The following is a 26,629-nucleotide window of genomic DNA, read 5'->3' as shown; positions in this document are numbered from 1 at the left end:
TCTGGCTTGCACTTTTATTAAGCGTAAAAATAGTGATGCTCTATGGATTTTATATTCTTCAAGGAGCACTTTACCATTATACCATTCATAAACACCGCCGCGAAATAGATATGCGCGCATTGAGAAATATTTCTAAGAAAGCGTATGAATCTACCATACAAGTGTCTTCTGTTGTTTGAGATGCTCTGTTTTGCATGAGGGATGTTACTCCATTAAGGCGCTATGAACTAGCCTAATATTCACCCCATACTCACACAAAAAACACCGAATACGTAAATTTTGCCTGAGCCCTATATCACGAACCAACAGTGTTTTACGACACAACAAGATAATAAAACCGTGTAAAAACTGCCTTTCAAAGATAAATAATTTTTCTGAAGAAAAGTTTCTATAAAAATTTCAAGCTCTTCAAATGCAACTTCAAAACTACAACTAACCTCTACTTGATAACACAACAGTTTTAATTGCTGAAAACACCTCTGTGGCGTACTAAAAATAAAAAATCATCATATTTCTAAACTGTTAAGCTGCCATCTGGCGTCGTGCAATAATTGTAAGCCCTAACAAAACTTGACGAATGATAGCTTCACCCAAAAGTGGATTTTTACGACTGTCTAAAACAGCACCCTGAATTCTTTCCATTGCGTAGGAAATCTGTTCTAACTTCCAATATTTTAAAGCTTGTTCAACGATCTTTTTCCGTTGAAAAAAAATGGGAGGCCGTGCTTGAGAAATCACCGTAAAAGGCGATTTTCCTTCAACCTCTACTTGATAACGCAATAGCTGTAATTGCTGAAAATGCCTTTGTGCTGCACTTAAAATAAAAAAAAGCGCCCCATGCAATGCTGCATGTCGGTTAAAATGCACTTCAAAGCCTGATATATCGCCCAATAAAAGAGCATCAATGACTTCATCTTGAGAAAGAGCACTGACATCGCTTACAACAGCTTTCACATCTTCAAGAGTAATATGAACATTTGAAGCGTAAAGACAAAGCTTTTCTAATTCACCTCGTGATACAAGGCGATCCGCCCCTAAACTTTCATGTAACCATCTACGTGCATCCAAAGAAATAGTCTTCTTAAACTGCCCTAAAACCTCATCAATCAAACCGTCAAGAGAACGCATATCATCTGCAAAACAGGGCAAAGCCATCGCTTTTGACCCCGTTTCAACAGCATTGCGCAACCCTGTTCCTTTTTTTAAATCCCCTGATTCAATGAGTATAAAACAAGCTTCTGGTGGCTTCTCAATTAAAAGTTTCAAGGCAGCAAGAAAACCTTTTTGATTAGCCGCATTAGAGATCCATATCAAACGATCTCCCCCAAAAAGCGATAACGTACGCGCTTCATTTTCCAAACGCGCAGGATCTTTATCAATTTCAGCAGCATCCAAACGAATTGTCGAAAATGGATCTTCTATTGCTACCTGTGTAAGTTTTGCAAAACATTGTGCACGCTCACAAACAAGACCACGATCTGGCCCATAAATGAGAACAATAGGAAAAGCACGTGAAAAACGCGTTAAAAACTGATCAACTTCATGTGCTTTTTTCTGAGCCACATTATTAATCCATTAACAGTTCATCATCATCAAGAACTTCCCCGCGAACTTTCTGAAACATGCCAATTAAATCATTGACATCCAAGCCCTTACGCTCTTCATGACAGACATCCAAAATCACTTTTCCACCATGCAACATCAAGGTGCGATCGCCATAATCAAGAGCCTGGCGCATAGAATGAGTCACCATGATAGTCGTTAATTTTTTCTCTTCAACAATTTTTTCAGTCAACCGCATCACAAAATCAGCCATTCCAGGATCAAGCGCTGAGGTATGTTCATCAAGCAATAAAACATCTGCATGAGCTAATGTTGCCATCACAAGGCAAACAGCTTGGCGTTGCCCACCTGATAAACTGTCCATAGGATTATGAATATATGCTTCAAGACCAATGCCTAATTGAGCAATTTTTTCTCGAAAAAATTGCCGTTTCTCATGATTTAAAGCCGAGCGCAAACCACGACGACTTCCTCGAAGAGCAGCAAGAGCCAAATTTTCTTCAATTGTTAAAGAACCACAACTGCCTATCAAAGAATCTTGAAAAACACAAGCAACCTTTCCAGCGCGTTCACTGACTGACTGCCTAGAAACATTTTGCCCATTGATAACCACTTTCCCTGTTGAGGGAAGCGTTGCACCCGCTAAAACACTGAGCAAGGTTGATTTACCAGCGCCATTTGAACCGATAACCGTAACAAAACTACCCTGATCAATTTTAAGGTTAATATCAATTAAAGCCTGTTTTTCCAAAGGTGTTTGCGGTTTAAATGTAACCCCAACATGAGAAAACTCAATCACGTTTACGCCTCCTCCAATAGCGTGGCACAATAAGGGTTAAAATAACCAACAGTGAAGTAATCAACTGAAGATCTGTCGACGTATCAATACCAATTCCATTTGCCTCAAATGCAAATTGCACCGCCACACGATAAAGCACAGACCCCACAATACAGCTGATTATAATCCAAAAAATATTACGCGTACGAAATAAAGTTTCACCGATAATCACAGCTGCCAACCCAAAAACAATTGTTCCAATTCCACCGGTAATATCCGTTGCAATCGCAGTTTGAATATAAAGAGAACCACCAAGTGCAACACAGGCATTTGAAAGCCCCATACCAAAATAAATTAACGCCGACGTATGAACCCCTTGAGCTGTAGCCATCCGTGGATTAGCTCCCATTGCACGCATAGCAAGACCTATTTCGCTTTCCAAAAAACGCCAAATCAAAAACGCCACAACCAGCAATACAATACCAATGAAAAGAGGCCGCACAAAAATATCAGACAAACCAAACAGATTATAAAAGGGCGTTAACGCCGTATCAGCAAGCGCTAAATTAACATTAGATCCTCCCATAATTCCCATAATACGAAGATTAACCGTATAGAGCGCTGACATTGTTAAAATGGAAGCCAAAAGATTCAAAATACCAAAACGCAAATTCAACATAGCTGTTAATAAACCAGCTACCATGCCTGCACAAAAAGCACATGCCATAGCTGCCCATGCATTAAAACCTAAAAGAATCAAGACACCACAGACACAAGACCCAAGAAGAAATGAACCATCAACTGTTAAATCAGGAAAGTCCAAAACGCGAAAAGAGAGATAAACCCCTATAGCCACAAAAGCATAAATAAGACCTAATTCCACAGCGCCAGAAAACGCAAATATATTCATGTAAAGACAATCCCCATGAAAACTTAACGTATTTTATTGTATCAACATCCTATCAATGAAAGTCATTGAATCACTTTTGTCGCGCGATCAATAACTGCCTGCGGAATAACAATCCCCGCTTTTTTTGCTGCTTTCATATCAATTCGAATGTCATTATTAGCCGCCTGCACAACGTCAATATCACCAGGCTTTTCACCCTTTAGAATACGCACAACCAACTTCCCAGCATCACCCCCTACATCATAGAAATTCACACCTTGCGTCATAAAAGGACCGCGTCCAATAGAATTAGCATCAACAGTAAATATAGGAACATTTGCTTCCTGTGTGACCTTTACTGCACCCTCTAAAACAGAAAGAACAGTATTATCAGCAGGAATAAAAATGATATCTACCTTACCGATTAAAGCCCGTGTTGCTGCCTGAACATCTGAAGGTTTTGGTGCCGATGAAGGAACGATTTCAATTCCAACTTTTTTTGCCGCATCCTTTAACACCTTAAGTGTTGAAACAGAATTTGCTTCAGAAGCATTATAAAGATAACCAATTTTTTTCAAATCTGGTTTTACTTCTTGTAAAAGTTTAACACTTTCTGCAACATCTATACGATCAGAACTCCCCGTCACATTACCGCCAGGTTTGGTAAGCGAAGAAACGATTTTAGCTCCGATAGGATCAGAAATCGCCGCAAAGACGATAGGAATTGTTTTTGTTGCCGCAAGCATTGTTTGTGCTGAAGGCGTGGTAATCGCTACAATAACATCAGGTTTATCACCAACAAATTTACGTGCAATTTGCGTTGCTGTTGAAATATTGCCTTGCGCTGATAAAAAGGTGAGCTGAAAATTTTCACCTTGCTTATAACCATTTTCTGCAAGAACATCTTCCACACCTTTACGAACGGCATCCGCAGCAGGATGGACCATAATTTGTGTGAGTGCAACTTTAATGTGTTTAACTTGGTCATCCGCTTTTGCAACACTGTTCATCATAAAAACAGCTGCAATGATAATCCCCAATATATTTATTCTCTTCAACATTATATTCCACCCCTCTCTATGCAAAATTAAAAAAGGAATAATCTATTACTGAAGAATCTTATAAAATCAATCTTTATTTCATTTTATTAAAACATGGACAAAATAAATCAAACTAAAATGATATTTTTTTGTTGCAATTCGTAGAAGCCTACGCCATACAGGCAAGATATATATCGAATCGGTAAGCGGGTGTAGCTCAGGGGTAGAGCACAACCTTGCCAAGGTTGGGGTCGTGGGTTCGAATCCCATCGCCCGCTCCATTGAATTTTGTATTTATTCGTTCTTGCGTGGAGCTGTAGCTTGCCACTAGTTTTTTTTTACAAATTTATTTTTTCAAAGTTTTTTTAAGATTCATAATTTCTTATGAAGCATCTATTGGTTTGGTGTCTTAGATTATCAGATAACAATTTTTAACTTAGACGGATTTTTTCTGGAAGGTTGCTGTTGTCTGTTAAGTCGTTAAAGCCGTGTAAAATAAGCTTGAAAAGCGAAATGAACAATTCCCATTGGTTCATGACGCTGCTTAGCAACAATAACTTTATTTCTTGCCATCCCGAGAATAATTTTTTCACTATTGGCAGCAGATCTTTTGCGGCTTTGCAGATTATAGAAGCTTATGTAAAAGAATTTGGGATTACTTTTGAGCTAACGGATTTTTTACAGCCCCAGTATTAAAAAATGATGAGCAATTACAAAGAGAGCAAATATTAAACAAATCAAAAATTGACTTATCGTTAGAGAATAACTTTTTTTCAAAGGTACGTTTTTTACCGAAATTATGCCCTAAAATGAAGGTTGTTGATTTTCCAAATGGAGTATCTTCTGTTAATTCAACATTTGCTTCAGACACATTCAATATTGTCTCTGCTAAAAATTTACAAGAAACTATACCTACAAACCAAGCAAAATCCATAATCCATTCCTTTAATGCACAAAAACTGCCTTTAGCTTGGTGGGTTGGACCTCATTCGTCTCATTATAAAGTTGATGAAGTTCTCTTAATCTATTGGTTTAGAGCTTGTTGAAACAGAGGTAGGAATGGCAGCTTTAGCACAAAATATAGACTCACATGTTACTTCTATGCCGGATAACTTCAAAATCAAGGAAGTTGAATCTCTTCAAGATTTTAGAGATTACAGAAATGTTATGGCATCAGTATTCGAGCCTTTTGATGAAGAAGCGGTTATATTTTATGAAACAATAGGCCGTTGTTATAAAAAAGACTCTGATGTAGAGATGTTCGTTGGTTATATAAATAACAATCCTGTAGCAATATGTTTTTGTATTAAAGCCGATGGAGTTGGTGGAGTGTATGATATTGTCACCAATCCAGATTTTCAGAAAAGAGGTGTTGGGACATTCATGACAAAAATTGCTATTAAGCATTTAAAAAGAAAGAAATGCCATGTTATTGGTATGCAAGCATCTCACGAGGGAATTGGCATTTATAAAAAATTGGGTTTTATAAACTTTAGTGAATTTAAAGTTTATTCCAATAAACACATGATCATTGAGCGATGAATTCTTTTCATCGATAAGCGAATTTATTATTTTCAGCAAAACTCAAATACAGAAAACCAATCTATACAACCAAGAAAGTTTAGCCAATCTCCTTTAATACTGATAATGAAAAGCTAAAAAAGTTATTACAGATATAATTGTTTCAAATGACTCACTCAATTTTTCTTACTTTTATGATTTTCAGGATCATTGTCTTAAAAAAGATATCTATAAAAGATCTAAGTTGAACAAGTGAAAATTTTATTTGATATGATTGATAATTTACTATCTGTTACTGATAATTATAAAAAACTCGAAAGCAAATATTTAAAACTACAGTTACATCATAGTTTGTTAGATGGTTAATCTGTTAGTCAATTAATAGAAAAAATCTTCGCTTTATACAATAACCAAAGGAGCTTCAAAACCCTTTTAAAGGTCCTTTATGTATATTGTTTCTTTTTTATATCACAGTTGATAATGAGAAATATCTCACGCTAATTGTATTATTTTTACACGAAATAAACTGTTTTCACCTACTATTTGAATAAATTAAGTTTTTGAGATTTCTGGCACATCATTTGAAATGACAAAAGAAATTTTCCCTTGTACTTGTGCAAACAGCGTAGACATCCTTCGATAACCCTCTTGCTTGAACAAATTCTTATCCAGAATAATCTTCAACACGAAAATAAATCAATAATTTGATTCATAAAGGTAATTTATTATTATTCATATTGAGCAATCATCTCAAATATCATAGGATTATCTCATTTCAAATCTCTATATATTAAATCACTCACAATCATCTGCTTACACATCACAAGCGGAATTGATGTATCAATGAAATTCACTTGAAGAAAGGAATAAAAGTTCTTCTTATAAACGCTCTAAAATACCAAAGCTTATCGCAACATTGGGAGCTAAAAATAGTATAGGGGGTACCCCTTTCACCTTAAAAACGTAAAAATGGGAAGCATAATAGCTTTACACTTCATAGAGGCTGTAGACCATTCACGAACGTTATTATAAATGATGGATGTGACACACCTTGAGAGAAATCTCTTTAAAATAAACATGTGAATTAACAATGTAAGTGCATTCTACTTGAAGCATACTATTTTACATGAGGAACATAACTTCAATCAACGTAAAATAAGGCGTTGAACAGTCATAGTGCACAATAAAATCAGATCAGTTTAAATACTTAATGATGAAATCCATTAAATGACAGAATAAAAATTCAAGTTTGAAAAGATTAAACTACACGCTACAGATCTATTGAAGCTCCGATTGTGCAATCGACTACCTTCTCGCTAGAACTAAATCACTATAAATATAAAAACCTTAAATCCCACTCTAAATCCGTAAAAGTTTCTAGATCTTGCTGTATTAAATGTTGAAACTTCTCATGGCTGCTCATCTGAAACGTCAGCAATTTCATAAAGCAGTTCCATAAAAAGAGGATAATGACGTTGTAATATCCGAAAAAATTCACCACATCGCCTGAAAAATCATTGATAATTCCATCAGGACGTATCAATTACCATTTAGAAAACCCTACCCATGCCGACAAAAACTCTGTAAATGTTAGATATATTCAATAATTTTGATAACGATTTTGGCTCATCCTGTTTTGCAACCAATATAATAAACAGCAAATATAGTGGGATCAGCCAGTTTCAATATCGCCTTGTAAAAGGCCTTTCCCCCTACCCTTTTTTCTATCAAATCCTGATTTTACAATTCCTTGCTCTCTTTTTTATACTCAAAATTGCCTCTGAAACAGGATACATTAATCTTAAAAAATATATAAAAGAAACAAATTATAACATTTTTTTCTCATCCTTCTTAATACGAAATAACTGTTAAACTACAATGCACTAACACTTACCAGTCATAAATCCAAAACAGCATATAATGACGAAACAAATTCATAGAGTGAAGATTTTTCACAATCAATTGTTGTATTAATCTTTCCATAATGCATAAAAATGATGAAGCGGCCCTCGCCCTTTCCCTACTTTTAAAGCATTTGAGGCAGTTAAAGCGCCATGCAAATAATCTTTTGCTTGTTTAACAGCGCAATCCAAGGGTTGGGTAGGTAACAGAGCTGCAATAGCGGCAGAAATGGTACACCCTGTCCCATGATCATGAGTGGTTGAAAGACGAGAAGCTTCAAGCATAAAAAGGTTTTCACAATCACAATAAAGATCTGGACTAGAACAATCGTAATTTTCTGTACTATTTCTGCTAAGCGTATTCAAATGTCCCCCTTTTAACAAAACTGCATGACACCCTAGCGCCAAAAGTCGTGGAGCATATTGATACATAGTCTCTAAAGACCATTGCACTTCACCTCCCAATAACAGTGCAGCTTCAGGCAAATTTGGCGTGATCAAAGTTGACATCGGCACAAGAACGTCACGCATAATTTCAATTGCATCAGACTTTAAAAGAACATCACCACTTTTTGCAACCATAACCGGATCAAAAACAATGAAACGCGCTTTATGATAAGCAAGACGTTGTGCAATAACCTGTGCAATCTGAGCATTTGCAACCATACCAATTTTAACGGCATCAACATGGATATCCTCAAAAACAGAATCAATTTGATCTGCAACAAAAGAAGCATCTAATGCCTGAAAAGAACGCACACCTTGAGTATTTTGTGCAACAACAGCTGTAACCACACTCATACCATAAGTTTTCATAGCTGAAAAAACCTTCAAATCCGCCTGCATTCCAGCGCCACCAGAAGGATCTGTTCCCGCAATAGATAAAATCCGTGGAATAAAAAGTTTATCTTTTTGTAATTCCATCAACCTCTTTCCTTCTGTTTTTAAATATCGGAAAATAAGTTACCGAAAAAATAGATGTTTGAAAAAACATAAAGAAGATGTTTTCTCATGTGAGTTATATTATATATGAAGTCTTCTTATAGATATAAAATGGAAAATGTAGTGCTTATCCTTCGTTCTATTCTTTTTACGTTCGCTTTTTATACAACAACTCTCATACAAATGATTCTTTACGCTCCCGTTTATTTTTTAATGCCCCGCAAAAAGGCATGGATTGTCCCTAAAACATGGGCGCGCGTTACACTCTTTTTGCAAAAATACATCGCAGGCACAAGTTATGAGATTGAAGGATTAGAAAATCTTCCCAAAGGACCCTATATCATTGCTCCAAAGCATCAATCGGCTTGGGAAACTTTCAGTCTTGTTCCCTATTTTGATGACCCCACTCTCATTTTAAAACGTGAATTGATGTGGATTCCATTGTTTGGCTGGTATATGGCAAAAACACAAATTATCCCCATTAACCGCACAACGCCCATCAAAGCCTTAAAAATGGTTATACAAAAAGCAAAAGAGAAAGTAAAACAAGGGCGCCAAATCTTGATTTTTCCCGAAGGAACACGCCGACAACCCGGTCAAGAACCAGATTATAAGTCAGGAATTGTCGCGCTCTATAATGAATTAGGGCTTCAAGTTGTGCCTATTGCACACAATGCGGGTTTATATTGGCCACGCAATAATTTTCGCCGCTATCCCGGAACAATTCGTGTCCGTATTCTTCCCCCGATAGAAGCTGGTTTAAGCAAACGTGATTTTCTAGATCAACTTGTCCAAAAAACTGAAAAAGCGTGTGATGAACTGCTTCTCTTAGCAGCTCAAGATCCTACCCCTCCTCCTATGCCACCATACGCTGTTCAGAAACTTCAAAAACTAAATCATTCATCATGAAACAATGTGCTGATTGATCAGAATAATGCATCACTTTGTATATTGGTATATTGAGCAGAGTATATGGAACAAAAATATAAGAAAGATACTTCAAACTTTCTAATTCAAAATTATAAAACACATGTACATTACAAGAAATGATTGATGTGTGAATTTTTTTGAGAAAGAATTCTTTCTCTCTTTAAAATCGTTTAAAAACATACATCATATTGATTTATAAGGATATTTTATCTTTATTCAACTTGAATGAGAACCCTGAATACCTTAATATTCTCTCATTTCAAATCTATTCCATTTTGAATTAATTAGAATCGTTTGCTTGCACATTACAAGCGAGGATATCTGTGTGAATAAAACGATACAAGAAAAGATTAAAATGCTTTTTACGAACCGTCTTAATCTCAAGTGCCGAGGGCTATCCTACCAGGAGGACAAGAAAAATGTATGATTATGCCGTTTCGTTCCTTCCTGAGAAACATCAATCCCCCAAGAACCTGAAATCTTGTGCAATCTTCATTATTTAAAAAGTATTTCTTGAGATACTTAAGCCATCAAAACAAATTCAAGGGGAAAATAAAAATGAGTATTGGTTTTTATCTCCGAGACACAACGAATACAGCAATTAACCATCTTTCCTCCCTAACCTAGACTTAAAAGCTTTGTGTGCTACATTAAAACAATTCTAAATAACGAATAAGAAGGAACTAGATTTAAATTAATGCAACGTCTCTTCTATAATTTATTTTTTTCTGTGATTTTGAGTTTATCGAGCGCTGTTGCTCTAGCGCAGCCTTTTATTTCTGTTGATGTTACAACGGGGCATATCTTAAAACATAATCAAGCTTTTGAGCGTTGGTATCCTGCTTCCTTGACAAAATTAATGACCGCTTATGTTATTTTTCGTGCCATGAGCCGAGGAGAAATTTCACCAGACAAACATATCACCATCAGCGAATACGCCGTAAAAGCTCCTTCATATCGTTCAGGCTATAAAGCTGGTTCCGTACTCACACTTGATACAGCTTTAAGTATCACCATGGTTAAATCTGCCAATGATTTAGCCATTGCCATGAGTGAAGCTGTTGCAGGTTCACAGAAAAATTTTGTACGTAAAATGAATAGCGAAGCTAAACGTTTAGGCATGTTTGGAACGCATTTTGCGAACGCAAGTGGTTTACCAGACTCTCAAAACTACTCCACGGCACGCGATATTGCTCTTTTAGCCGTTCAGATACGTCGAGAATTTCCACAATATGCTCATTATTTTTCTATTCCAGCCATTGATTTTGGTAATAATCGAAAAATCCAGCATAACTCAAACAACCTCATTGGCCGTTTTTATGGAATAGACGGTATGAAAACAGGCTTTATTTGTGCCTCTGGTTTTAATCTTGTTGCCTCAGCCACCCGTAATAAACGTACAATTATTGCTGTCATTCTGGGTGCTAACAACATAAGTGAAAGAGAAGAAAAAGCTGCACAACTTCTTGAAACAGGATTTTTGCATCAAGGAAGCCCCCAATTAACACTAGCAACATTAAAACCTTATGGGAGAAATATAACACAAGCCAACAATATGAGACAACAAACATGCACACCTGAAGCCATAAAAATGCATGCAAATTCATATGATGATCAAGGAAATATTATTCTCACTTCTCCTTTTATCACTGCTCCACCTTCTTTTTCTCATCCTTTATCAGTACACCTCATTCGTACGCCACAAACACCTAAAATGACAGTAAAACCACTAAGAAAACCCTATATTCCGTATAAAAGGCACGCAAACCATTCTATAAAAAACCATAAATCATAACCTTACAATTAGTTATAATACTTTGATTTATAATGATAAATTAATTATTTTGTACCTTATGTCAGAATCACAAGTATGTAAGATTCTCTCATTTCAAATCTGTATTTGTTGAATCAATAAAAACCAGTCTCTTGCGCGCCACAAGGTGGATGAACATGTAGATAAAATAATTAAAACAAAGAATAAAAATTCTTCCTATAAGTCCTTTCAAGAACCAAGAATTATCACAACATTGACGCTAAAAAGTGTATGATATACCCACGTGCACTTAACTTTATAAGCGTAAAGATAGTGATACAATGGATTTCATAGGAGATTGACCATTATATCCCTCGCGGATACCATTATAAATTTGTTAGACGTACTAAGATATGTTTTTTTAAATGAAACCATGATTGATGATTAACATGAAAATAAAGCGCATCCCTCTCACGCTTATTACTGGTTTTTTAGGCTCTGGCAAAACAACTTTGCTCAACCGTATGTTACAAGACCCTCTTTTAACAGAATGCGCTATTATCATCAATGAATTCGGTGAAATCAGTATTGACCACCTTCTGGTTGAAAAAACGACAGAAGGAATTATTGAGCTTGCCAATGGTTGCTTATGCTGCAATTTACGCAGTGATCTCATCGATACATTAATTGATTTAATAAATCGCGTTCAGACAGGACAGATCAAACAACTCCATCATATTATCATTGAAACCACAGGGATGGCTGATCCCGCCCCTATTTTACAAATACTTTTAAGCCACCCGTTGTTTATTCAAACATTGTCTATAAATGCTGTTCTTGCAACATTCGATACATTAAGCACACTTTCCATATGTGAGCGCTATCCTGAAATATATAAACAATTAATATTTGCTGATAAAATTATTCTCACCAAAACAGACCTTATGGCTCAACAAACGCTTTCAGATACGCTCCTTAACACACTTAAAACGATTAATCCTACAGCACAAATCATTGACGCCCATTCTGAAGATTTCTGTTCAAAGCTATTAATAAATAACACATTATGGGATGAAAAAGTAGAAAATACAAAACTTAAACAAAATCTTACGAATACCCCACATGATCATACCCCCCATAAAACCATTCGTACCTTTTCACTCAACTGTGAGGGTCCTGTTGATTACGCCACAATTGAAGCTTTTTTAGATATCCTACAAGAGCGTTATGGTACAAAATTATTACGTATTAAAGCAATTATCGCATTGCGTGATGACCCTTATCGCCCACTTATATTACATGGCGTACAAACATTTTTTCATCCTCCCATAAGATTGTCAGAATGGCCAAAAGGAATAAAACAAACACGTTTTGTCATCATTGCCGATGGTGTTGAAAAAGAAGCAATACAAAAGCTCCTCAATGCTTTCTTTAATAAACCAGCAATAGATACTGCAGACAAAACAGCTCTCTTAGAAAATCCTCTAGTCATTCCAGGAATAAAATTTTAATTTTTTCCCCCCTTCAATGATACACCATTAAATTCATTGGCACCACCATCTTTATGCTTTTAAAGGAGCAAACCGGCATCATCACACACTTTGCTAATCCCCAATGTTGAAACAAAAGCTCTTGGCACTTGAAACGGTTCGTAAAAAGCATTTTAGTCTTTTCTTACACAGCTTTACCCACACGGCTATCCCCGTTTGTAATGCGCAAGCAAATGGTTTTAATTGATTCAACATGGAGAAACTTTGAAACGGGAGAATCCTACGGTATCCAAGATTCTAATTCAAGTTGAATAACACTAAAGTATCCTTATAAATCAATATGTTATAAATTTATAAACACTCCTATTCAAGTTTATTCACATAATGGAATAAAAAATAAGAAAATACACATTTTTAACAATGCTTTCTACACAATAATGTCTCCTATAAAATTATCCGTACCTTTTCACTGGACGGCAAAATTCCCATAGACTACCACAATTGAAACTTTTTAGCTCTCTTACAAAACCGCATGATGCAAAATGACCACGTATAAAAACACTCCAACGCTAACATATTACCCTTATCTGTAAAATAGTCACCCTCACACAAAATAGAACATCATTGTATCGCGAACTCACGCATTCGTTAAAAAAACCGTCTCTCAATACGCATCATCCCTATTTCAAAACGCTACCTACAAATAATATAATACAAAATTCTCCATAAAATGTATAAGCCCCATTCTCCATCTTTACTCCATAAATATGCAAGCTGGTAGCCTCATGCTCTTGCCAGTTGAAAATGCTTTGGAAAACCTTGGTACTTTAGAGTACTCATGAGAAATATCTGTACTCCTTTCTTTAAGAGTTTTATTCACATGCCAATTCAATTTTATGACGTGCAAAAAATGGTTTCGATTAATTCATCATAAACAGATTTTAAGATAAAAGAATCTGATGATATTGAGTCCCTCAACTCAAATTGCAAAATGATAAATTATTATAAATCAAATTGTTATGATGAAAAATTTAATATCCATCAATCTGTAATCAGATTGTTTTCTCTCTAAATGCGCTTCATCTGCAAACCACTTCATGTGATTCATTTCACAAACCGATTGGACAAATTCTTGGTTCTAAAATATTCTGCTCAACTCTATATTTACTCCAGCTAATTGAAATCAAAATCCCTGTTGAGGCAAAAAACAAAAATCAGACAGAGGCAATATCGGATTTTAAAATATGTGAATGTATCTTATATAACAGCATGATAAGACAATATTTTACAGCATGAAAGAATAAAACTCTTTGAAAGAAATAAAAAGAGAGGCGCATTTTATGTTAACTTACTCTTTATTAAAAACGACGATTAACACCACTACCGATGTGCAAACAATCCAACTTCTTTGAGAAAATTCCTCCTGGCTTTCCACTTCATCTAATTTACTTACGCAAAGCTCTATGAAAAAACTCTGCACTTTAAAAGATTGACTACCCACTTAGACACCTTATGCGTAAAGTTTTTTCATATCCTGTATCGCCATTTATAAGTAATAGTACGGTGCAGCAGGATACAATAATACTCACTGCATTAGAGAAACTGAAGTTTTATCAATATCGCGATTAAAAACGTAACGTTTTCCATAAACTTCAACAGTTGGAGGCTGACGATTTTTTTCAAAAAAATCATAACCTTTCTTAAGCATAACCCAGAATTGATAATGAGGATCATTGCTATGACGTAACATATTATCCTCGGTCATGCGGAAAGGAAAAGCCTGCAACTGAAACTCTCTTTGTCCTCCTTTAAAAGCATCCCGTGCAAACGCATAAATCTGAGCCATGTTCTTATCACTCATAGAATAACAACCTGCGGAAAAGCAAGAACCATGCACCATAAGATTGCTTCCTGTACGACCATTTTCCTGATCATAAAGGTTAGGAAATCCTATATTAAAAGAAAGATAATATTTTGAATAAGGATTCATTTGGTTTGCGCTAATAGTGTAAAACCCCTCTGGTGTCTGAAAATCTCCTTCTTTATATTTAGGTCCAAGCTTACCAGACCATTTGCAAATGCCATAGCGAGCAACCAAGATAAAAGGCCCTGAACGAGATTGCTTCCAAACTTCAGCAAGATTTTCTTCCTTGAAAAATCGCATTACAATTGGTGCATAAGGATCAATATCGTATAAAGCCATTCTATTCTGGATTTCTTGTGGCAACGGCTGCTCAACTTTGGCACGAATAGAAGCTGGCAATCTCCCCCCACATGCCGTCAATATTCCCATTACAAACAACACACACACAGCGAGGAATCTGCTAAACGTCATCGAATAAAACTCCAATCCAACACCCCTCACAAAAATAACCTATGTTAGAGATCGACCAATTTGAAGGTATTTTTCCCTTCGCTCTTGTTTAAGAGCTTCACCATCTTTTCCAACCATAGCTTTTAAAGCCTCTGAAATAACATCACCCGTTGCATCAATGACAATCTCTTTACCACGATGCGCTCCTCCTAAAGGTTCCGAAATAATGCCATCAATAATCTTTAAGCGATACAAATCTTGAGCAGTAATACGCATATTCATTGCAGCATCTTTTGCACGAGCTGGATCACGCCATAAGATAGAAGCTGCTCCTTCTGGTGAAATAACAGAGTAAATTGCGTGCTCCAACATATAAACTTTGTTGGCAGCCGCGATTGCTATCGCCCCTCCAGAACCGCCTTCTCCAATAACAACGGAAACCACAGGAACTTTCAAACGCAAAGTTGCAGCTGTTGATTGAGCGATTGCTTCCGCTTGCCCACGTTCTTCAGCGCTTACCCCAGGATAAGCACCTGCAGTATCAATAAAAGTGAGGAGTGGCAAACCAAAGCGGTCAGCCATTTCCATAATACGTACAGCTTTACGATATCCTTCTGGGCGTGCAGAACCAAAATTATAGCGCAAACGTGTTTGTGTATCGTGACCTTTCTCTTGACCGATATAAGCAACTGCTTCTCCCCTAAAACGTGCAAACCCAGCTTGAATAGCCTCATCTTCAGCAAACTTGCGATCTCCTGCCAAAGGCGTAACATCACTCAATAGGCGTTTAGAATAGTCCATAAAATGGGGACGATCAGGATGACGAGCCACTTGTGTTTTTTGCCATGGCGATAATTTTTTATAAATATCGCGCAATGCTGTTTGAGATCGCGCTTCAAGACGAGCAATCTCATCACTCATATCAAGACTGCCTTTTTCCTGAGAAATTTTTTTTAATTCAAGAATTTTCCCATCAAGATCAGCAACTGGTTTTTCAAAATCAAGATAATTATACATTTGTACCAACTCATTCAGTGTCACTTATACACTTATAATTTGCTTTATAAAGTCTTTTTCAAAAACATCACCTTTTCTTTAACGAGCCTTTTGCTCATCGGCAAGTGGATGATGCTCATTGACTAAACGATAAAGTCCATCTTCCAACACATGGGTATAAATCTGAGTAGTAGAAATATCAGAATGACCTAACAAATGTTGAACTGCACGCAAATCGGCACCATTTTGCAAAAGATGACTAGCAAAAGCATGGCGCAACACATGGGGAGAAAAGCTATCACTTTCTATTCCTGCTCTTCTAGCGAGATTTTTCAACTCCCGCGCAACAACTTGACGAGCAATATATCCTGTCTCGGAATTCGCAGGAAAAAGATAAGGACTTGCGACATCCTTTCCCTGATCACGTAAATTTAACCACTGCAAAAGAACTTGATATGCTTTTTTTGATAACAGCACCATTCGTTCTTTTTTGCCCTTACCACGAACCAAAATGCTGTATGCTTTCCCCCGAACAGCCTGCACAGGCAAACTCACCAATTCACTAATACGTAATCCTGTTGCATAAAGCATTTCACTCAATAGCTGAAGACGCAATGCACGCAGATAATCCTTAGACCCATAATCTGCTTGATTGACTTCTAACTGTGCTAAATCAAGCAATTTTATCACTGCATCTTCACTCATGATTTTGGGCAAAGGGCGCCCCTGACGAGGTGCATCAATATCATGAGAGGGATCATCTGCTCTCAACCCTTCAGCATAAAGGAATTGATAAAACTGACGCAAAGTCGATAAACGGCGTGCTTGTGACGATGCTGCAAAACCAAAAGTATGCATAAGCGACAAAAGGGCAATTAAATCTTCTTTTTGTGCTGAAAAAAGCGAAACAGAGTGTGAAGACAATTCGTCTTGTGCCCACTGCAAATCATGCTGATAAGCCGCAAGCGTATGAGGTGAAGCTCCTCTCTCCGCGCTCATCATCTCAAGAAAATGATCTATCACAGCACCACTTTTCATTTCATTGATTCGCTTCCGTAGAAAGATTCCATGAATCCAAGGGAACATCGATGTACATATCCACAGTTACTGGTTCAACCCAAACCACAAGAGCACCCATTATAATGAAAAGAACAGAAAGCAAAATGAAAAGAATCATCAAAAATCTGGTCAATGTTGGCATAAGATAATAACCTACCCAAAAATATTCTATCTCGTATTATGCCTCACAAAGATTAACAGGAATTGACTTTAAGATGGATAAATGCCGAAATAAAGTTATGAAAAGCAATCGACCAAAACGCGTCCCTATAACACAAATAAAGAATCAGCTCTTATCGTCCCTTGATAAAAAAGCACTTGTCCTTGTTGGTCTTATGGGAGCAGGCAAATCAGTGATCGGAAAACGCGTCGCCACCATGCTCCGTTTACCCTTTTATGATTCTGACCAAGAAATTGAAAAAGCTGCGCAAATGACAATCACTGAACTCTTTGAAATTTATGGTGAATCAGAATTTCGTGCTCTTGAACAGCGTGTTATTCTAAACCTCATAAAAAAAAGTCCCCTTGTTTTAGCAACAGGTGGTGGTGCCTACATAAATGAAAATATCCGAAAAACCATTCATCAAAATGGCATATCCATATGGCTAAAAGTCGATCTTGATATCCTCATGCAACGTGTCTCAAAGCACCCAACACGTCCCCTGCTTCAAACAGCCAATCCTAAAGAAACCATGCAAAAACTCATGGAACAGCGTTATCCTATTTATGAAAAGGCAAACTTAACAATTAACAGTCATAAAGAAAGCCGTCATACCGTAGCACAAAATGTTATACGATCTGTACAGCACTACCTATACACAGAAATTAACAATAGGGAAAATCAGCATGCAAACAAAGACCGTCACTGTTAAACTGGACAAACACTGTTATGATATCATCATTGGTCCGAGTCTGATTGCCCAAGCTGCTTCACAGATTAAACATGCTCTTAACAAAAAAGATCCTCATCCAACGCGCTTGGCACTTGTTACAGATACAAATGTTGCTTCCCTTCATTTGGAGATATTACAAGCAGAGTTAACAAAAAATAAAATTCATACTGTCCCTATTATTGTAGAAGCAGGAGAACAATCAAAATCATTTTCAACCCTGCAAGTTGTCATCGATCAAATTCTTGCTGCGCGTTTAGAAAGAGGCGACTGTGTTATTGCTTTTGGCGGTGGTGTCATTGGCGATCTAGCAGGATTTGCGGCAAGTATAATCCGCCGTGGTATGAACTTCATTCAAATGCCCACAACGCTTCTTGCACAAATTGATTCCTCCGTTGGTGGAAAAACTGGAATCAATAGCCAATATGGTAAAAATCTTATTGGTACTTTTTATCAACCGCAATGCGTTATTGCTGACACATGTCTTCTTGATACCCTACCACCGCGCGAATTTCGTGCTGGTTACGCAGAAATGGTCAAATATGGACTCATTAACCAGCCTAATTTCTTTGAATGGCTTGAAAAAAATGGACAAGAAGTCTTTTCTAATGGCCCTATGCGAACAGAAGCCATTGTCCGCTCATGCCAATTTAAAACCGCCATTGTAGCACGTGACGAACAAGAAACAGGAGAGCGCGCGCTCTTAAATCTCGGCCATACATTTGGACACATGCTTGAAACAGCAACGGCTTATGAATCAAAGCGTTTAATTCACGGTGAAGCTGTAGCAATTGGAATGATTCTAGCGCATCAATTTTCTGCTCAACTAAATTTGATAAACCCCACACTTACACAACGCATTGAAGCACACTTCAAATCTATAGGTTTGCCTACACAATTAAAGGATATCCCAGGGAAGTTACCAGATGCTGAAAGTTTAATAACTCTCATTGCTCAAGATAAAAAAGTTTCGCAAAACAATTTGACCTTCATCTTAACACGCGGACTTGGTCAATCATTTATTGCAAAAAATGTCTCTCCGGAAGCAGTTTTGACTTTTCTGGAACAAAAATTAGCAGAAATTCGTTAATTCATATTGAATATAATTGATTCGTTTTTATACTTCTATTAAAGGAATAAGTATGATGATGTCTGCGTAGCTCAGTAGGATAGAGCACAGGATTCCTAAAGAAATTGGGCATTTTGAGGAGAAATCCTCAAAGTGAATCTGCTCAAATTCGGGGAAAGCTTCATGGGAGACTATATGCCAATCCCGAGCCAAGTCTCTCTTCAAATGAGAGAAAGGTGTAGAGACTGAACGGGCAGCACCTAAAGAGCAAAAGCTTCAAGGTGAAGAGACAGTCCAGACCACAAACAGCCGTGAAAAGCTGGCGGTGAAAATCGAAGTGGTATGAATCCTGGGGTCGCAGGTTCGAATCCTGCCGTAGACACCATCGTATCAATCAAATTATTCTTTGTGCGCAATATAGGAATATAGGGAAGCATCATGAAAAAAACTTTACATATTTTAGGATTTTTCACCGCTTTAAGTTTATCAATCTTCAGCTCAAACAATAGCTTAGCTGGTTCTTTTATCATTGAGGTACCAGACAATCCAGAGCCAAAAACAGAGACCATTACCTACCAGTGTGATACTGAAACAGGTAAAGAGCGCGTTGAGGCAGTCTATCTTAATGCTGACAATATTTCGTTGGTTGATTTCAAATGGAACGGTGATCGTGTCATTGCTGCTAATGTCATCGCGGCGACAGGAGCAAAATTTGCAGGAGCTCAGTATATCTGGTGGGAGAAGAACAAAGAAGTCATGCTTTATGACCTTTCTCAGGATCCAGAAGAAAAAAAACCTATCCTCTGTAAAGATGAGTCAACATTATTATTTTAAATAACACGGGAAATATTATGAAAAAAATTTCTTTTACTAAACAATTTTTCATTACTTTAAGTGTGTTCCTCCTAGGTTCAATTAATGCATTAGCAAGTTCTTTAGTCATTGAAGTACCAGATGATCCAGAACCAACAACAGAGACCGTCTCCTATCAATGCGATATGGGAACAAGCAAAGAGCATGTTGAGGCAACTTATCATAATGCTGGCAATATTGCGCTTGTTGATTTAAAATGGAACGGTAAGCGCATCATTGGTTCTAATGTAATTGCCGCTTCTGGAGGAAAATATGTAGGTGGTCAATACATTTGGTGGATAACTAAAAATGAAGCCATATTTTACGATCTTATTGATGATCCAAAAGAAGAAAAGCCCATCCACTGTGTAGAAGAAAAAAGCATAGAATAAGGAAGGTTCTTACATTTCAAGAACCGCGCTGGCTCTCATCGCTTGATGTTCCTTCTGACGTGGGTAACTTTTCCTCCGTCTGGTTTAATAAAAGAGCCAGCGGTTTTTCTGACTGTTCTTCTGAATGATGTCGATAAGCTGCTGTATGTGAGAGCAACATAGAAGCTACCGGTGCTGTTAAAAACAAAAAAAACATCAGCAACACTTCATGAAAAACAAAATAATGGTCCACAAATATTGAATAAAGAAATGAAGAAATAAGAATGCTACCAACGCCCCAACTCGTACATACTGAAAGCATATGCAAACGCTGATAAAAACTGGAAAAACGCACCAAACCTATCGTTGCGATCAGTGTCAATCCAGACCCTAATATTAAGAAAACCGTGATAGCAATAGCCACCACAAGCGATACGTCATCTTTCATTCAATAATCTCCCCCCGCATAAGAAACTTCGCTAAAGCGATGCTTGATACACACCCCAACAACCCAATAATGAGAGCAGCAACAAAATAAATGGTTGTTCCTGAACGGATATCGAATGTAAGAAACAAAAGAACAGTGGTTATATAAAGAGCATCCAAACCAACAATTCTATCCTGTGCCCGTGGACCACGAATCAACCGAAACAATGCGAAGATCACCGCCAAACTTAAAAAAAACTGTGAAAAGAAAAGCCCCCAATAAAGGATCACCATACTCATAAGAAAATCTCCAAAAGTAATTGCTCATACCGTTGTTTTATCAATCGTTGATAATTATATCCTTTTTTTAAATTTAAGACATGGAGCAAAAGCTCACCCTTTTTACTATTATAGGCAACCCAAGCCGTTCCAGGAGTTGCCGAAAGGATGCACGCTAAAATAGCCAAAGCAGTGCGATTATGAAGCAGAAGAGGCACTACAATAAAGCCAGATCGCTGTTTTCGAGACCTTTTTGTTAAAACAAACCAAGCGACCGAGATATTTGAGGATATAGAATCTATTAAGACTCGAAAAATAAGACGAAAAACCGCACTCCAACTTTTAATAGCAACCTTCTCCGGTTCAAGGAGCCGTATCATCCAACCACAAAACAAAGCGGTTATAATGGCTAAAAGCAATTGCCCTAAACTAAAACCATTTAAAATAAGCCACATAAGGACAATGACACCACTGAAAAAAGGAGAAGGACAAAAACGATTCATTTATTCATCTCCCTCTTTTCGAGAGAAAAATCCGTTAAAACGCTCCCAATATAATTCTGAGGTTCATACAAAGTCTTAGCAGTTTCAGACATATAATGACTAACAGGACCGGCTACAATTGTTATAAGAAAACACAAAGCAAGAAGAACAGCAATAGGTGCAAATTCTATCACCTGCACACGGGGAACGCGACCTTCAAGAGAAACCCAAAAAGTTCGAATCCCCGTTCGTGTCAGTGCAATCAAAGCTGCAAAACCAGAGAGGGTAACAAAAACCACAAAAAGCCAATCGTGATAAACCGGAAGAGAGGCAAAAAAATCCTCTCTACTATGGTTTAAAACTGCCATGAACATCATAAGTTTAGCAACAAAACCAGAAAAAGGTGGCAATCCAATAATCAAAATGGCACAAATACCAAAACAAGCCCCAAGAATTGCCAAGGTTACAGGGAAATATGTGCCAACTTCATCTTCTTCCTCCTCTTCATCATCACCATAAACCTCCATTGTGACAGCCAGAACATTAGCAGCCACATCTTGACAGCGTTCAACCAACTCTACCAAAAGAAAAAAAGCTCCCAGTGCTAAAGTTGAAGAAACAATATAAAAAAGAGCACCTGCTGTCAGTGCTGCATTGCCGATCCCTATTGCTGCCAACAATGTACCAGAAGAGACAAGAACACTATAAGCTACCAAACGCACTAAAACTTGACTCGCCAATACCCCAATAAAACCAAAAATCATAGTGGCCAACCCACCATAAAACAAAACGGTATGACCAAAATGGTTAAAATATTCACTTTCAGGACCAAACCACAGCAGCGTTAAACGTAAAATAATATAAATACCCACCTTGCTCAAAAGCGCAAAAGAAGCTCCAACAGGCGCTACTGCTGCACTATAAGTTGGCACCAACCAAAAATTAAGCGGCCACATACCAGCCTTAAGCAAAAAAGCAATACCTAGAAGTGCAACACCTATTTCGAACAAAACAATATCTGTAGAAGATATATATTTTATTTTAACAGCCAAATCGGCCATATTAAGAGTACCAGCGACTCCATAAATGAGTGCTGTACCAACTAAAAAAAGTAATGAAGCAACAAGATTAACCACGACATAATGCAACCCTGCGCGTACGCGTGCCTGACCAGAACCATGCAAAGCAAGCCCATAGGAAGCCGTTAACATAACTTCAAAAAATACAAATAAATTAAATAAATCACCGGTCAAAAAAGCGCCATTTATCCCCACCATAAAAAATTGCATCAGTGACTGAAAATGAGAACCCGCTTTGTACCAATAAGCCCGCGCAAAAACCAGTACGCTAGTCACCAACAAGCTTGAAAGTAAAAGCATCATGGCGCTTAAACGATCAAGGACCAAAACAATTCCGAAGGAAGAGGGCCAATTGCCAAGCCGATAAACATCACAAGCCGGCGCTATTTCAAGAGTACGTATAATTAATAAAACAGCAATAACGACCGACAATCCCGCCGAAAAAAGACTAATCAATGATTTAAATTTCGAACGCCGTTCATCATAGAAAAGTAGAGCAGCTCCAGTGATTAACGGCAAAAGAATAGGCAAAATAAGGAGATGATGCACCCCTACTTCCATCACTGCACCTCACGTCCATCAACGTGATCTGAACCCGTTAAACCGCGTGAAACCAAGAGAATAACTAAAAATAAAGCTGTCGTTGCAAAACCAATCACAATCGCAGTTAAAACTAAAGCTTGAGGGAGAGGATCGACATAATTAGCTGGATTAATAACAACAGTAGGATCAACAATTGGCGCAGCATTACTACGCGGTCTACTCATTGAAAACATAAAAAGATTGACACCATAGGAAATCAAAGACAAACCAAGAATGACTTGAAAAGTGCGTGGACGTAAAATAAGCCAAATTCCTGATCCAACAAGAATACCAATACCTAAAGAAAGAACAATTTCCATTAATTTTCCTTCTCTTTCAAAACAGGTTTCTTCCCGATTCGGTAACTCCGAATTGACTGGTGTGCAAGTGCAATTAAAATGAGAACAGTTGCTCCTAACACAAGAGAAAGCACACCAAAATCAAACAAAAAAGCAGATGCCATGGGAACTTTTCCAATTAACGGAAAATGAATATATCGAAAAAAGGATGTTAAAAAAGGATATCCAAAAAACCAAGAGCCCATCCCCGTTACGACTGACAACAATAAGCCAAAGCCCATCCAACGCAAAGGTAAAACTCTCAAATGCGTTTCCACCCACCGAATATCGCGTGCAAGATATTGTAAAATAAATCCTATCGCCAAAGTAATACCACCAACAAATCCACCTCCTGGCAGATCATGCCCTCGCATGAATAAATAAACAGCAAAAGCGATAATAATCGGAAAGAGCCAACCCATAATAACAGCAGGAACAGCTAAATAATTCAAAACTGTATCTCCCACATTTCGATTAGGCTGTGCCATATCAAAGGCTTTTTGAACACGTTGTTGAAAAGGTGCATCAATACTTTCAGGGGCAGGACGAAACCGCCGTAAAAGGGCAAAAACAGTGAGAGAAACAACACCCAAAACGACAATTTCTCCCATAGTATCAAAACCACGGAAATCAACCAACAACACATTCACAACATTGCGACCACCAGCATCAGAGTAAGCCTTGGTGAGAAAAAAATCAGAAATCGTCGTGCCTTGAGGACGTGTCATCACTGCAAAAGAGAGCCATGCTACACCAGCACCTCCCACAAGGGCTATGATGAAATCACGGATACGACGCAAGCGCACGAAAAAACGAACAGGCGTTGGTGTAGGATTATGCAAACGTTTAGGCAACCACCGTAAACCAAGCAATAATAAGACGACTGTAACAACCTCAACAACTAATTGTGTTATTGCTAAATCAGGAGCAGAAAGCCATAAAAAGGTTGCACAAGTCATCAAACCAGCTCCCCCCGACAACATGAGTGATGCAAGACGATGAAACTTTGCTTGCCAAGCAACTAAAAGCGCACATAATCCGCCGACTAACCAAAGAGCAAGAAAAGGAATATCAACTGGAAAAAGCGGTAACGCCCCCGCTGAAATGAAACCATCGCACCAAAGTAAAAGACCAACAAATGCAAAACACACCCAAAAAATCCAGTGCAACTGTATCTGCAAACGGCGTGTTGATAAAATAGATTCCACCGCACGTGCCCATTTCCAAGAAATAATCACGAGAATACGTTCAAAAATACGCGGTCCATTTAAGTGACGAAAAAAAGGTGCTCCATCATCACAGGATAAAAAATAACGGTGCCCGACAGCGTAGAGCAATCCGCCTCCTAATAACGCAACAAAACTCATCACTAATGGAGTATTCAACCCATGCCAAACGGCTAAACTATAAGGGATTGTCATTGATCCTAAAACAGACACGACCGCGTTATCTAAAATAGGTCCTATAGTTAAATTAGGAAAAATACCAACGGCTAAACAAATAAACACCAAAAGCTCCATTGGTAAACGCATGAAATGCGGTGGTTCATGGGGAGTTTTGGGTAAATTGACAGGTTTTGGACCCAAAAAAACGCCATGAATAAAGCGTATAGAATAGGTTACACTAAACAAACTAGCCAGCGTTGCTACATAAGGTGCAATCCAATCGAGCCATGATTCCATATGCGTTTCAACAGCTTCAGCAAAAAACATCTCTTTCGATAAAAAACCATTCAACAAGGGAACTCCAGCCATCGCTGCACTTGCAACTAAAGCGAGAGTTGCTGTAATAGGCATAGAGCGATAAAGCCCTGACAATTTACGCATATCACGTGTTCCCGTCTCGTGATCAATAATACCAGCAGCCATAAATAAAGAAGCTTTAAAAGTAGCATGATTGGCCATATGGAAGATCGCTGCAACACAAGCAAGTGGACTACCAAGGCTTAAAAGCGTGGTAATCAATCCAAGATGACTAATAGTCGAGTAAGCAAGCAGTCCTTTCAAGTCTTGCTGAAACATGGAAAAATAAGCACCAAGAAGCAATGTCGAGAGTCCTGAAAAGCCAACTAGCCAAAACCAAGATTCTGTCCCAGAAAGCACAGGCCATAAACGAACAAGTAAAAACAATCCCGCTTTTACCATGGTTGCTGAATGCAAATAAGCCGATACGGGGGTTGGAGCAGCCATCGCATTGGGCAGCCAAAAATGAAAGGGAAACTGCGCACTTTTTGTTAATCCCCCCAATAAAATACAAATAAGGACAGGACTATAAAGAGAACTTGACCGAATCATATCTCCAGACTGAAGCACCTTATCCAAATCAAAACTGCCAACAATATACCCAATCAATAAAACCCCAATAAAAAGAGCAAAACCGCCAAAACCTGTGATCGTTAGAGCCATACGCGCACCCTCACGCGCACTTGCATTATGGTACCAATAGCCGATCAACAAAAAAGAAAAAATGCTGGTGAGTTCCCAAAAAATAACCAAAAAGACGAGATTGCCTGATAAGACTATTCCCGTCATTGATCCCATAAAGGCCAAAAAAAAGGAAAAAAATCGCGGTACAGAATCTGCTGGATCCATGTAATAACGTGAATAAATGACAACAAGCAGCCCAATTCCTGTAATGAGCAAGCAAAAAAGCCACGACAAACCATCTATACGGAGAATCAAATCGCTCCCACATTCTGAAAGCCAAGAAATATCTAAACGCACTATGTGGTTTTCGCGAACTTCTGGATAAAGCATTATTGTAAAAATAAGACAGAAAAGTGCAACAATCCCAGCAAACCATGCTTCATTATTTTTTGCTGTCGAGCGAAAAAAGCCAATGACAGCACTTCCACCAAAGGGAAGCAAAACGAGCAATATCAACATTGCTTCCCGTGTTGTCATTCTTTCAACTCCATCCTGTCCTTAATATTTTGTCATCGACAAAACAAAAACTTATATCCTCCCCCCATTCCACACTTAATGATAATAAGATTTAATAAAACTTAAAAGTATTTAAATTTTTCAAAAAAAACGCTTGCATGAAAATGCTACGCACCACGCAAGTTCTCTCTTTATTGTAAGAA

23 protein-coding genes and 1 tRNA gene are annotated in these 26,629 nt (G+C 37.7%); 9 read left to right on the top strand and 15 right to left on the bottom strand.

Annotated features, from left to right (window positions below; translation table 11 throughout):
* Nucleotides 1–522 precede the first annotated feature (522 nt).
* From holA to ACFIKG_RS02430, 4 genes are all read right to left on the bottom strand, one after another.
* Nucleotides 523–1,563: a DNA polymerase III subunit delta gene (gene holA, locus ACFIKG_RS02445; RefSeq protein WP_375651677.1), complete on the bottom strand. Its 1,041-nt coding sequence runs from the start codon at nt 1,561–1,563 to the stop codon at nt 523–525.
* Nucleotides 1,564–1,567: 4 nt separating this feature from the next.
* Nucleotides 1,568–2,362: an ABC transporter ATP-binding protein gene (locus ACFIKG_RS02440; protein WP_015857078.1), complete on the bottom strand. Its 795-nt coding sequence runs from the start codon at nt 2,360–2,362 to the stop codon at nt 1,568–1,570.
* Nucleotides 2,355–3,251: an ABC transporter permease gene (locus ACFIKG_RS02435; protein WP_375626060.1), complete on the bottom strand. Its 897-nt coding sequence runs from the start codon at nt 3,249–3,251 to the stop codon at nt 2,355–2,357. The genes ACFIKG_RS02440 and ACFIKG_RS02435 overlap by 8 nt, the downstream gene beginning before the upstream one ends.
* 62 nt (nt 3,252–3,313) lie before the next feature.
* A complete protein-coding gene (locus tag ACFIKG_RS02430; RefSeq protein ID WP_375626061.1) occupies nt 3,314–4,291 on the bottom strand; it encodes an ABC transporter substrate-binding protein in 978 nt (325 codons plus the stop codon).
* A 185-nt stretch (nt 4,292–4,476) separates the two neighbouring features.
* Between ACFIKG_RS02430 and ACFIKG_RS02425 the strand changes: the two genes are divergently transcribed.
* Nucleotides 4,477–4,551, top strand: a tRNA-Gly gene (locus tag ACFIKG_RS02425).
* A 374-nt stretch (nt 4,552–4,925) separates the two neighbouring features.
* Here the strand turns inward: ACFIKG_RS02425 and ACFIKG_RS02420 are convergent.
* Nucleotides 4,926–5,204 carry a hypothetical protein gene (locus ACFIKG_RS02420; RefSeq protein WP_375651676.1) on the bottom strand — a complete coding sequence of 93 codons (279 nt, stop codon included), beginning with the start codon at nt 5,202–5,204 and terminating at the stop codon, nt 4,926–4,928.
* Nucleotides 5,205–5,329: 125 nt separating this feature from the next.
* Between ACFIKG_RS02420 and ACFIKG_RS02415 the strand changes: the two genes are divergently transcribed.
* Complete coding sequence (locus ACFIKG_RS02415; protein WP_375626064.1) at nt 5,330–5,812, top strand: GNAT family N-acetyltransferase; 483 nt, start codon at nt 5,330–5,332, stop codon at nt 5,810–5,812.
* Nucleotides 5,813–7,761: 1,949 nt separating this feature from the next.
* On the opposite strand, the gene thiD is transcribed toward ACFIKG_RS02415, so the two are convergent.
* Entirely contained in the window at nt 7,762–8,616 is an 855-nt protein-coding gene (gene thiD, locus ACFIKG_RS02410) for a bifunctional hydroxymethylpyrimidine kinase/phosphomethylpyrimidine kinase (RefSeq protein WP_375626066.1), read from the bottom strand.
* A gap of 129 nt (nt 8,617–8,745) precedes the next feature.
* On the opposite strand from thiD, the gene ACFIKG_RS02405 reads away from it, so the two are divergent.
* The 3 genes from ACFIKG_RS02405 to ACFIKG_RS02395 all read left to right on the top strand — a co-directional run bounded on the left by ACFIKG_RS02405 (nt 8,746) and on the right by ACFIKG_RS02395 (nt 12,828).
* Nucleotides 8,746–9,543: a lysophospholipid acyltransferase family protein gene (locus ACFIKG_RS02405; RefSeq protein ID WP_375626067.1), complete on the top strand. Its 798-nt coding sequence runs from the start codon at nt 8,746–8,748 to the stop codon at nt 9,541–9,543.
* 718 nt (nt 9,544–10,261) lie between these two features.
* On the top strand, nt 10,262–11,359 hold the full coding sequence (locus tag ACFIKG_RS02400; protein WP_375651675.1) for a D-alanyl-D-alanine carboxypeptidase family protein: 1,098 nt from the start codon (nt 10,262–10,264) through the stop codon (nt 11,357–11,359).
* Nucleotides 11,360–11,766: 407 nt separating this feature from the next.
* Nucleotides 11,767–12,828: a CobW family GTP-binding protein gene (locus ACFIKG_RS02395; protein WP_375626071.1), complete on the top strand. Its 1,062-nt coding sequence runs from the start codon at nt 11,767–11,769 to the stop codon at nt 12,826–12,828.
* A gap of 1,564 nt (nt 12,829–14,392) precedes the next feature.
* Here ACFIKG_RS02395 and ACFIKG_RS02390 read toward each other — a convergent pair.
* The 3 genes from ACFIKG_RS02390 to ACFIKG_RS02380 all read right to left on the bottom strand — a co-directional run bounded on the left by ACFIKG_RS02390 (nt 14,393) and on the right by ACFIKG_RS02380 (nt 17,155).
* Nucleotides 14,393–15,142, bottom strand: coding sequence for a L,D-transpeptidase family protein (locus tag ACFIKG_RS02390; protein ID WP_375651674.1), 750 nt, complete (start codon nt 15,140–15,142; stop codon nt 14,393–14,395).
* 39 nt (nt 15,143–15,181) lie between these two features.
* Nucleotides 15,182–16,138, bottom strand: coding sequence for an acetyl-CoA carboxylase carboxyltransferase subunit alpha (locus ACFIKG_RS02385; RefSeq protein ID WP_375651673.1), 957 nt, complete (start codon nt 16,136–16,138; stop codon nt 15,182–15,184).
* Between the two features lie 78 nt (nt 16,139–16,216).
* On the bottom strand, nt 16,217–17,155 hold the full coding sequence (locus ACFIKG_RS02380; protein ID WP_375651672.1) for a site-specific tyrosine recombinase XerD: 939 nt from the start codon (nt 17,153–17,155) through the stop codon (nt 16,217–16,219).
* 260 nt (nt 17,156–17,415) lie between these two features.
* On the opposite strand from ACFIKG_RS02380, the gene ACFIKG_RS02375 reads away from it, so the two are divergent.
* The 4 genes from ACFIKG_RS02375 (at nt 17,416) to ACFIKG_RS02360 (ending at nt 20,379) form a co-directional block, all read left to right on the top strand.
* Entirely contained in the window at nt 17,416–18,048 is a 633-nt protein-coding gene (locus ACFIKG_RS02375; protein ID WP_375651696.1) for a shikimate kinase, read from the top strand.
* Complete coding sequence (gene aroB, locus ACFIKG_RS02370; RefSeq protein WP_375625546.1) at nt 18,023–19,156, top strand: 3-dehydroquinate synthase; 1,134 nt, start codon at nt 18,023–18,025, stop codon at nt 19,154–19,156. The genes ACFIKG_RS02375 and aroB overlap by 26 nt, the downstream gene beginning before the upstream one ends.
* A gap of 417 nt (nt 19,157–19,573) precedes the next feature.
* Entirely contained in the window at nt 19,574–19,969 is a 396-nt protein-coding gene (locus tag ACFIKG_RS02365) for an MliC family protein (protein WP_375625545.1), read from the top strand.
* A 17-nt stretch (nt 19,970–19,986) separates the two neighbouring features.
* Nucleotides 19,987–20,379 carry an MliC family protein gene (locus tag ACFIKG_RS02360; RefSeq protein WP_375626080.1) on the top strand — a complete coding sequence of 131 codons (393 nt, stop codon included), beginning with the start codon at nt 19,987–19,989 and terminating at the stop codon, nt 20,377–20,379.
* A gap of 16 nt (nt 20,380–20,395) precedes the next feature.
* On the opposite strand, the gene mnhG is transcribed toward ACFIKG_RS02360, so the two are convergent.
* From mnhG to ACFIKG_RS02330, 6 genes are read right to left on the bottom strand one after another with little or no spacing between them, the layout of a single operon-like run.
* Nucleotides 20,396–20,806: a monovalent cation/H(+) antiporter subunit G gene (gene mnhG / locus ACFIKG_RS02355; RefSeq protein WP_375626082.1), complete on the bottom strand. Its 411-nt coding sequence runs from the start codon at nt 20,804–20,806 to the stop codon at nt 20,396–20,398.
* Nucleotides 20,803–21,084 carry a K+/H+ antiporter subunit F gene (locus ACFIKG_RS02350; RefSeq protein WP_375625542.1) on the bottom strand — a complete coding sequence of 94 codons (282 nt, stop codon included), beginning with the start codon at nt 21,082–21,084 and terminating at the stop codon, nt 20,803–20,805. Before ACFIKG_RS02350 ends, mnhG begins: the two co-directional genes overlap by 4 nt.
* Nucleotides 21,081–21,566: a Na+/H+ antiporter subunit E gene (locus ACFIKG_RS02345; RefSeq protein ID WP_375626084.1), complete on the bottom strand. Its 486-nt coding sequence runs from the start codon at nt 21,564–21,566 to the stop codon at nt 21,081–21,083. Before ACFIKG_RS02345 ends, ACFIKG_RS02350 begins: the two co-directional genes overlap by 4 nt.
* On the bottom strand, nt 21,563–23,185 hold the full coding sequence (locus ACFIKG_RS02340; protein WP_375626086.1) for a monovalent cation/H+ antiporter subunit D: 1,623 nt from the start codon (nt 23,183–23,185) through the stop codon (nt 21,563–21,565). The genes ACFIKG_RS02345 and ACFIKG_RS02340 overlap by 4 nt, the downstream gene beginning before the upstream one ends.
* A complete protein-coding gene (locus tag ACFIKG_RS02335; protein WP_375651671.1) occupies nt 23,185–23,526 on the bottom strand; it encodes a Na+/H+ antiporter subunit C in 342 nt (113 codons plus the stop codon). Before ACFIKG_RS02335 ends, ACFIKG_RS02340 begins: the two co-directional genes overlap by 1 nt.
* The gene (locus ACFIKG_RS02330) at nt 23,526–26,447 is read right to left on the bottom strand and encodes a monovalent cation/H+ antiporter subunit A (RefSeq protein ID WP_375651670.1); all 2,922 of its coding nucleotides are present in this window, start codon (nt 26,445–26,447) and stop codon (nt 23,526–23,528) included. The genes ACFIKG_RS02335 and ACFIKG_RS02330 overlap by 1 nt, the downstream gene beginning before the upstream one ends.
* Nucleotides 26,448–26,629 lie beyond the last annotated feature (182 nt).

The sequence above is a fragment of the Bartonella sp. LB28NMGDW genome (assembly GCF_042194435.1).
GTDB classification, from domain to species: domain Bacteria; phylum Pseudomonadota; class Alphaproteobacteria; order Rhizobiales; family Rhizobiaceae; genus Bartonella; species Bartonella grahamii.
This window is presented reverse-complemented; position numbering and strand designations above follow the sequence as displayed.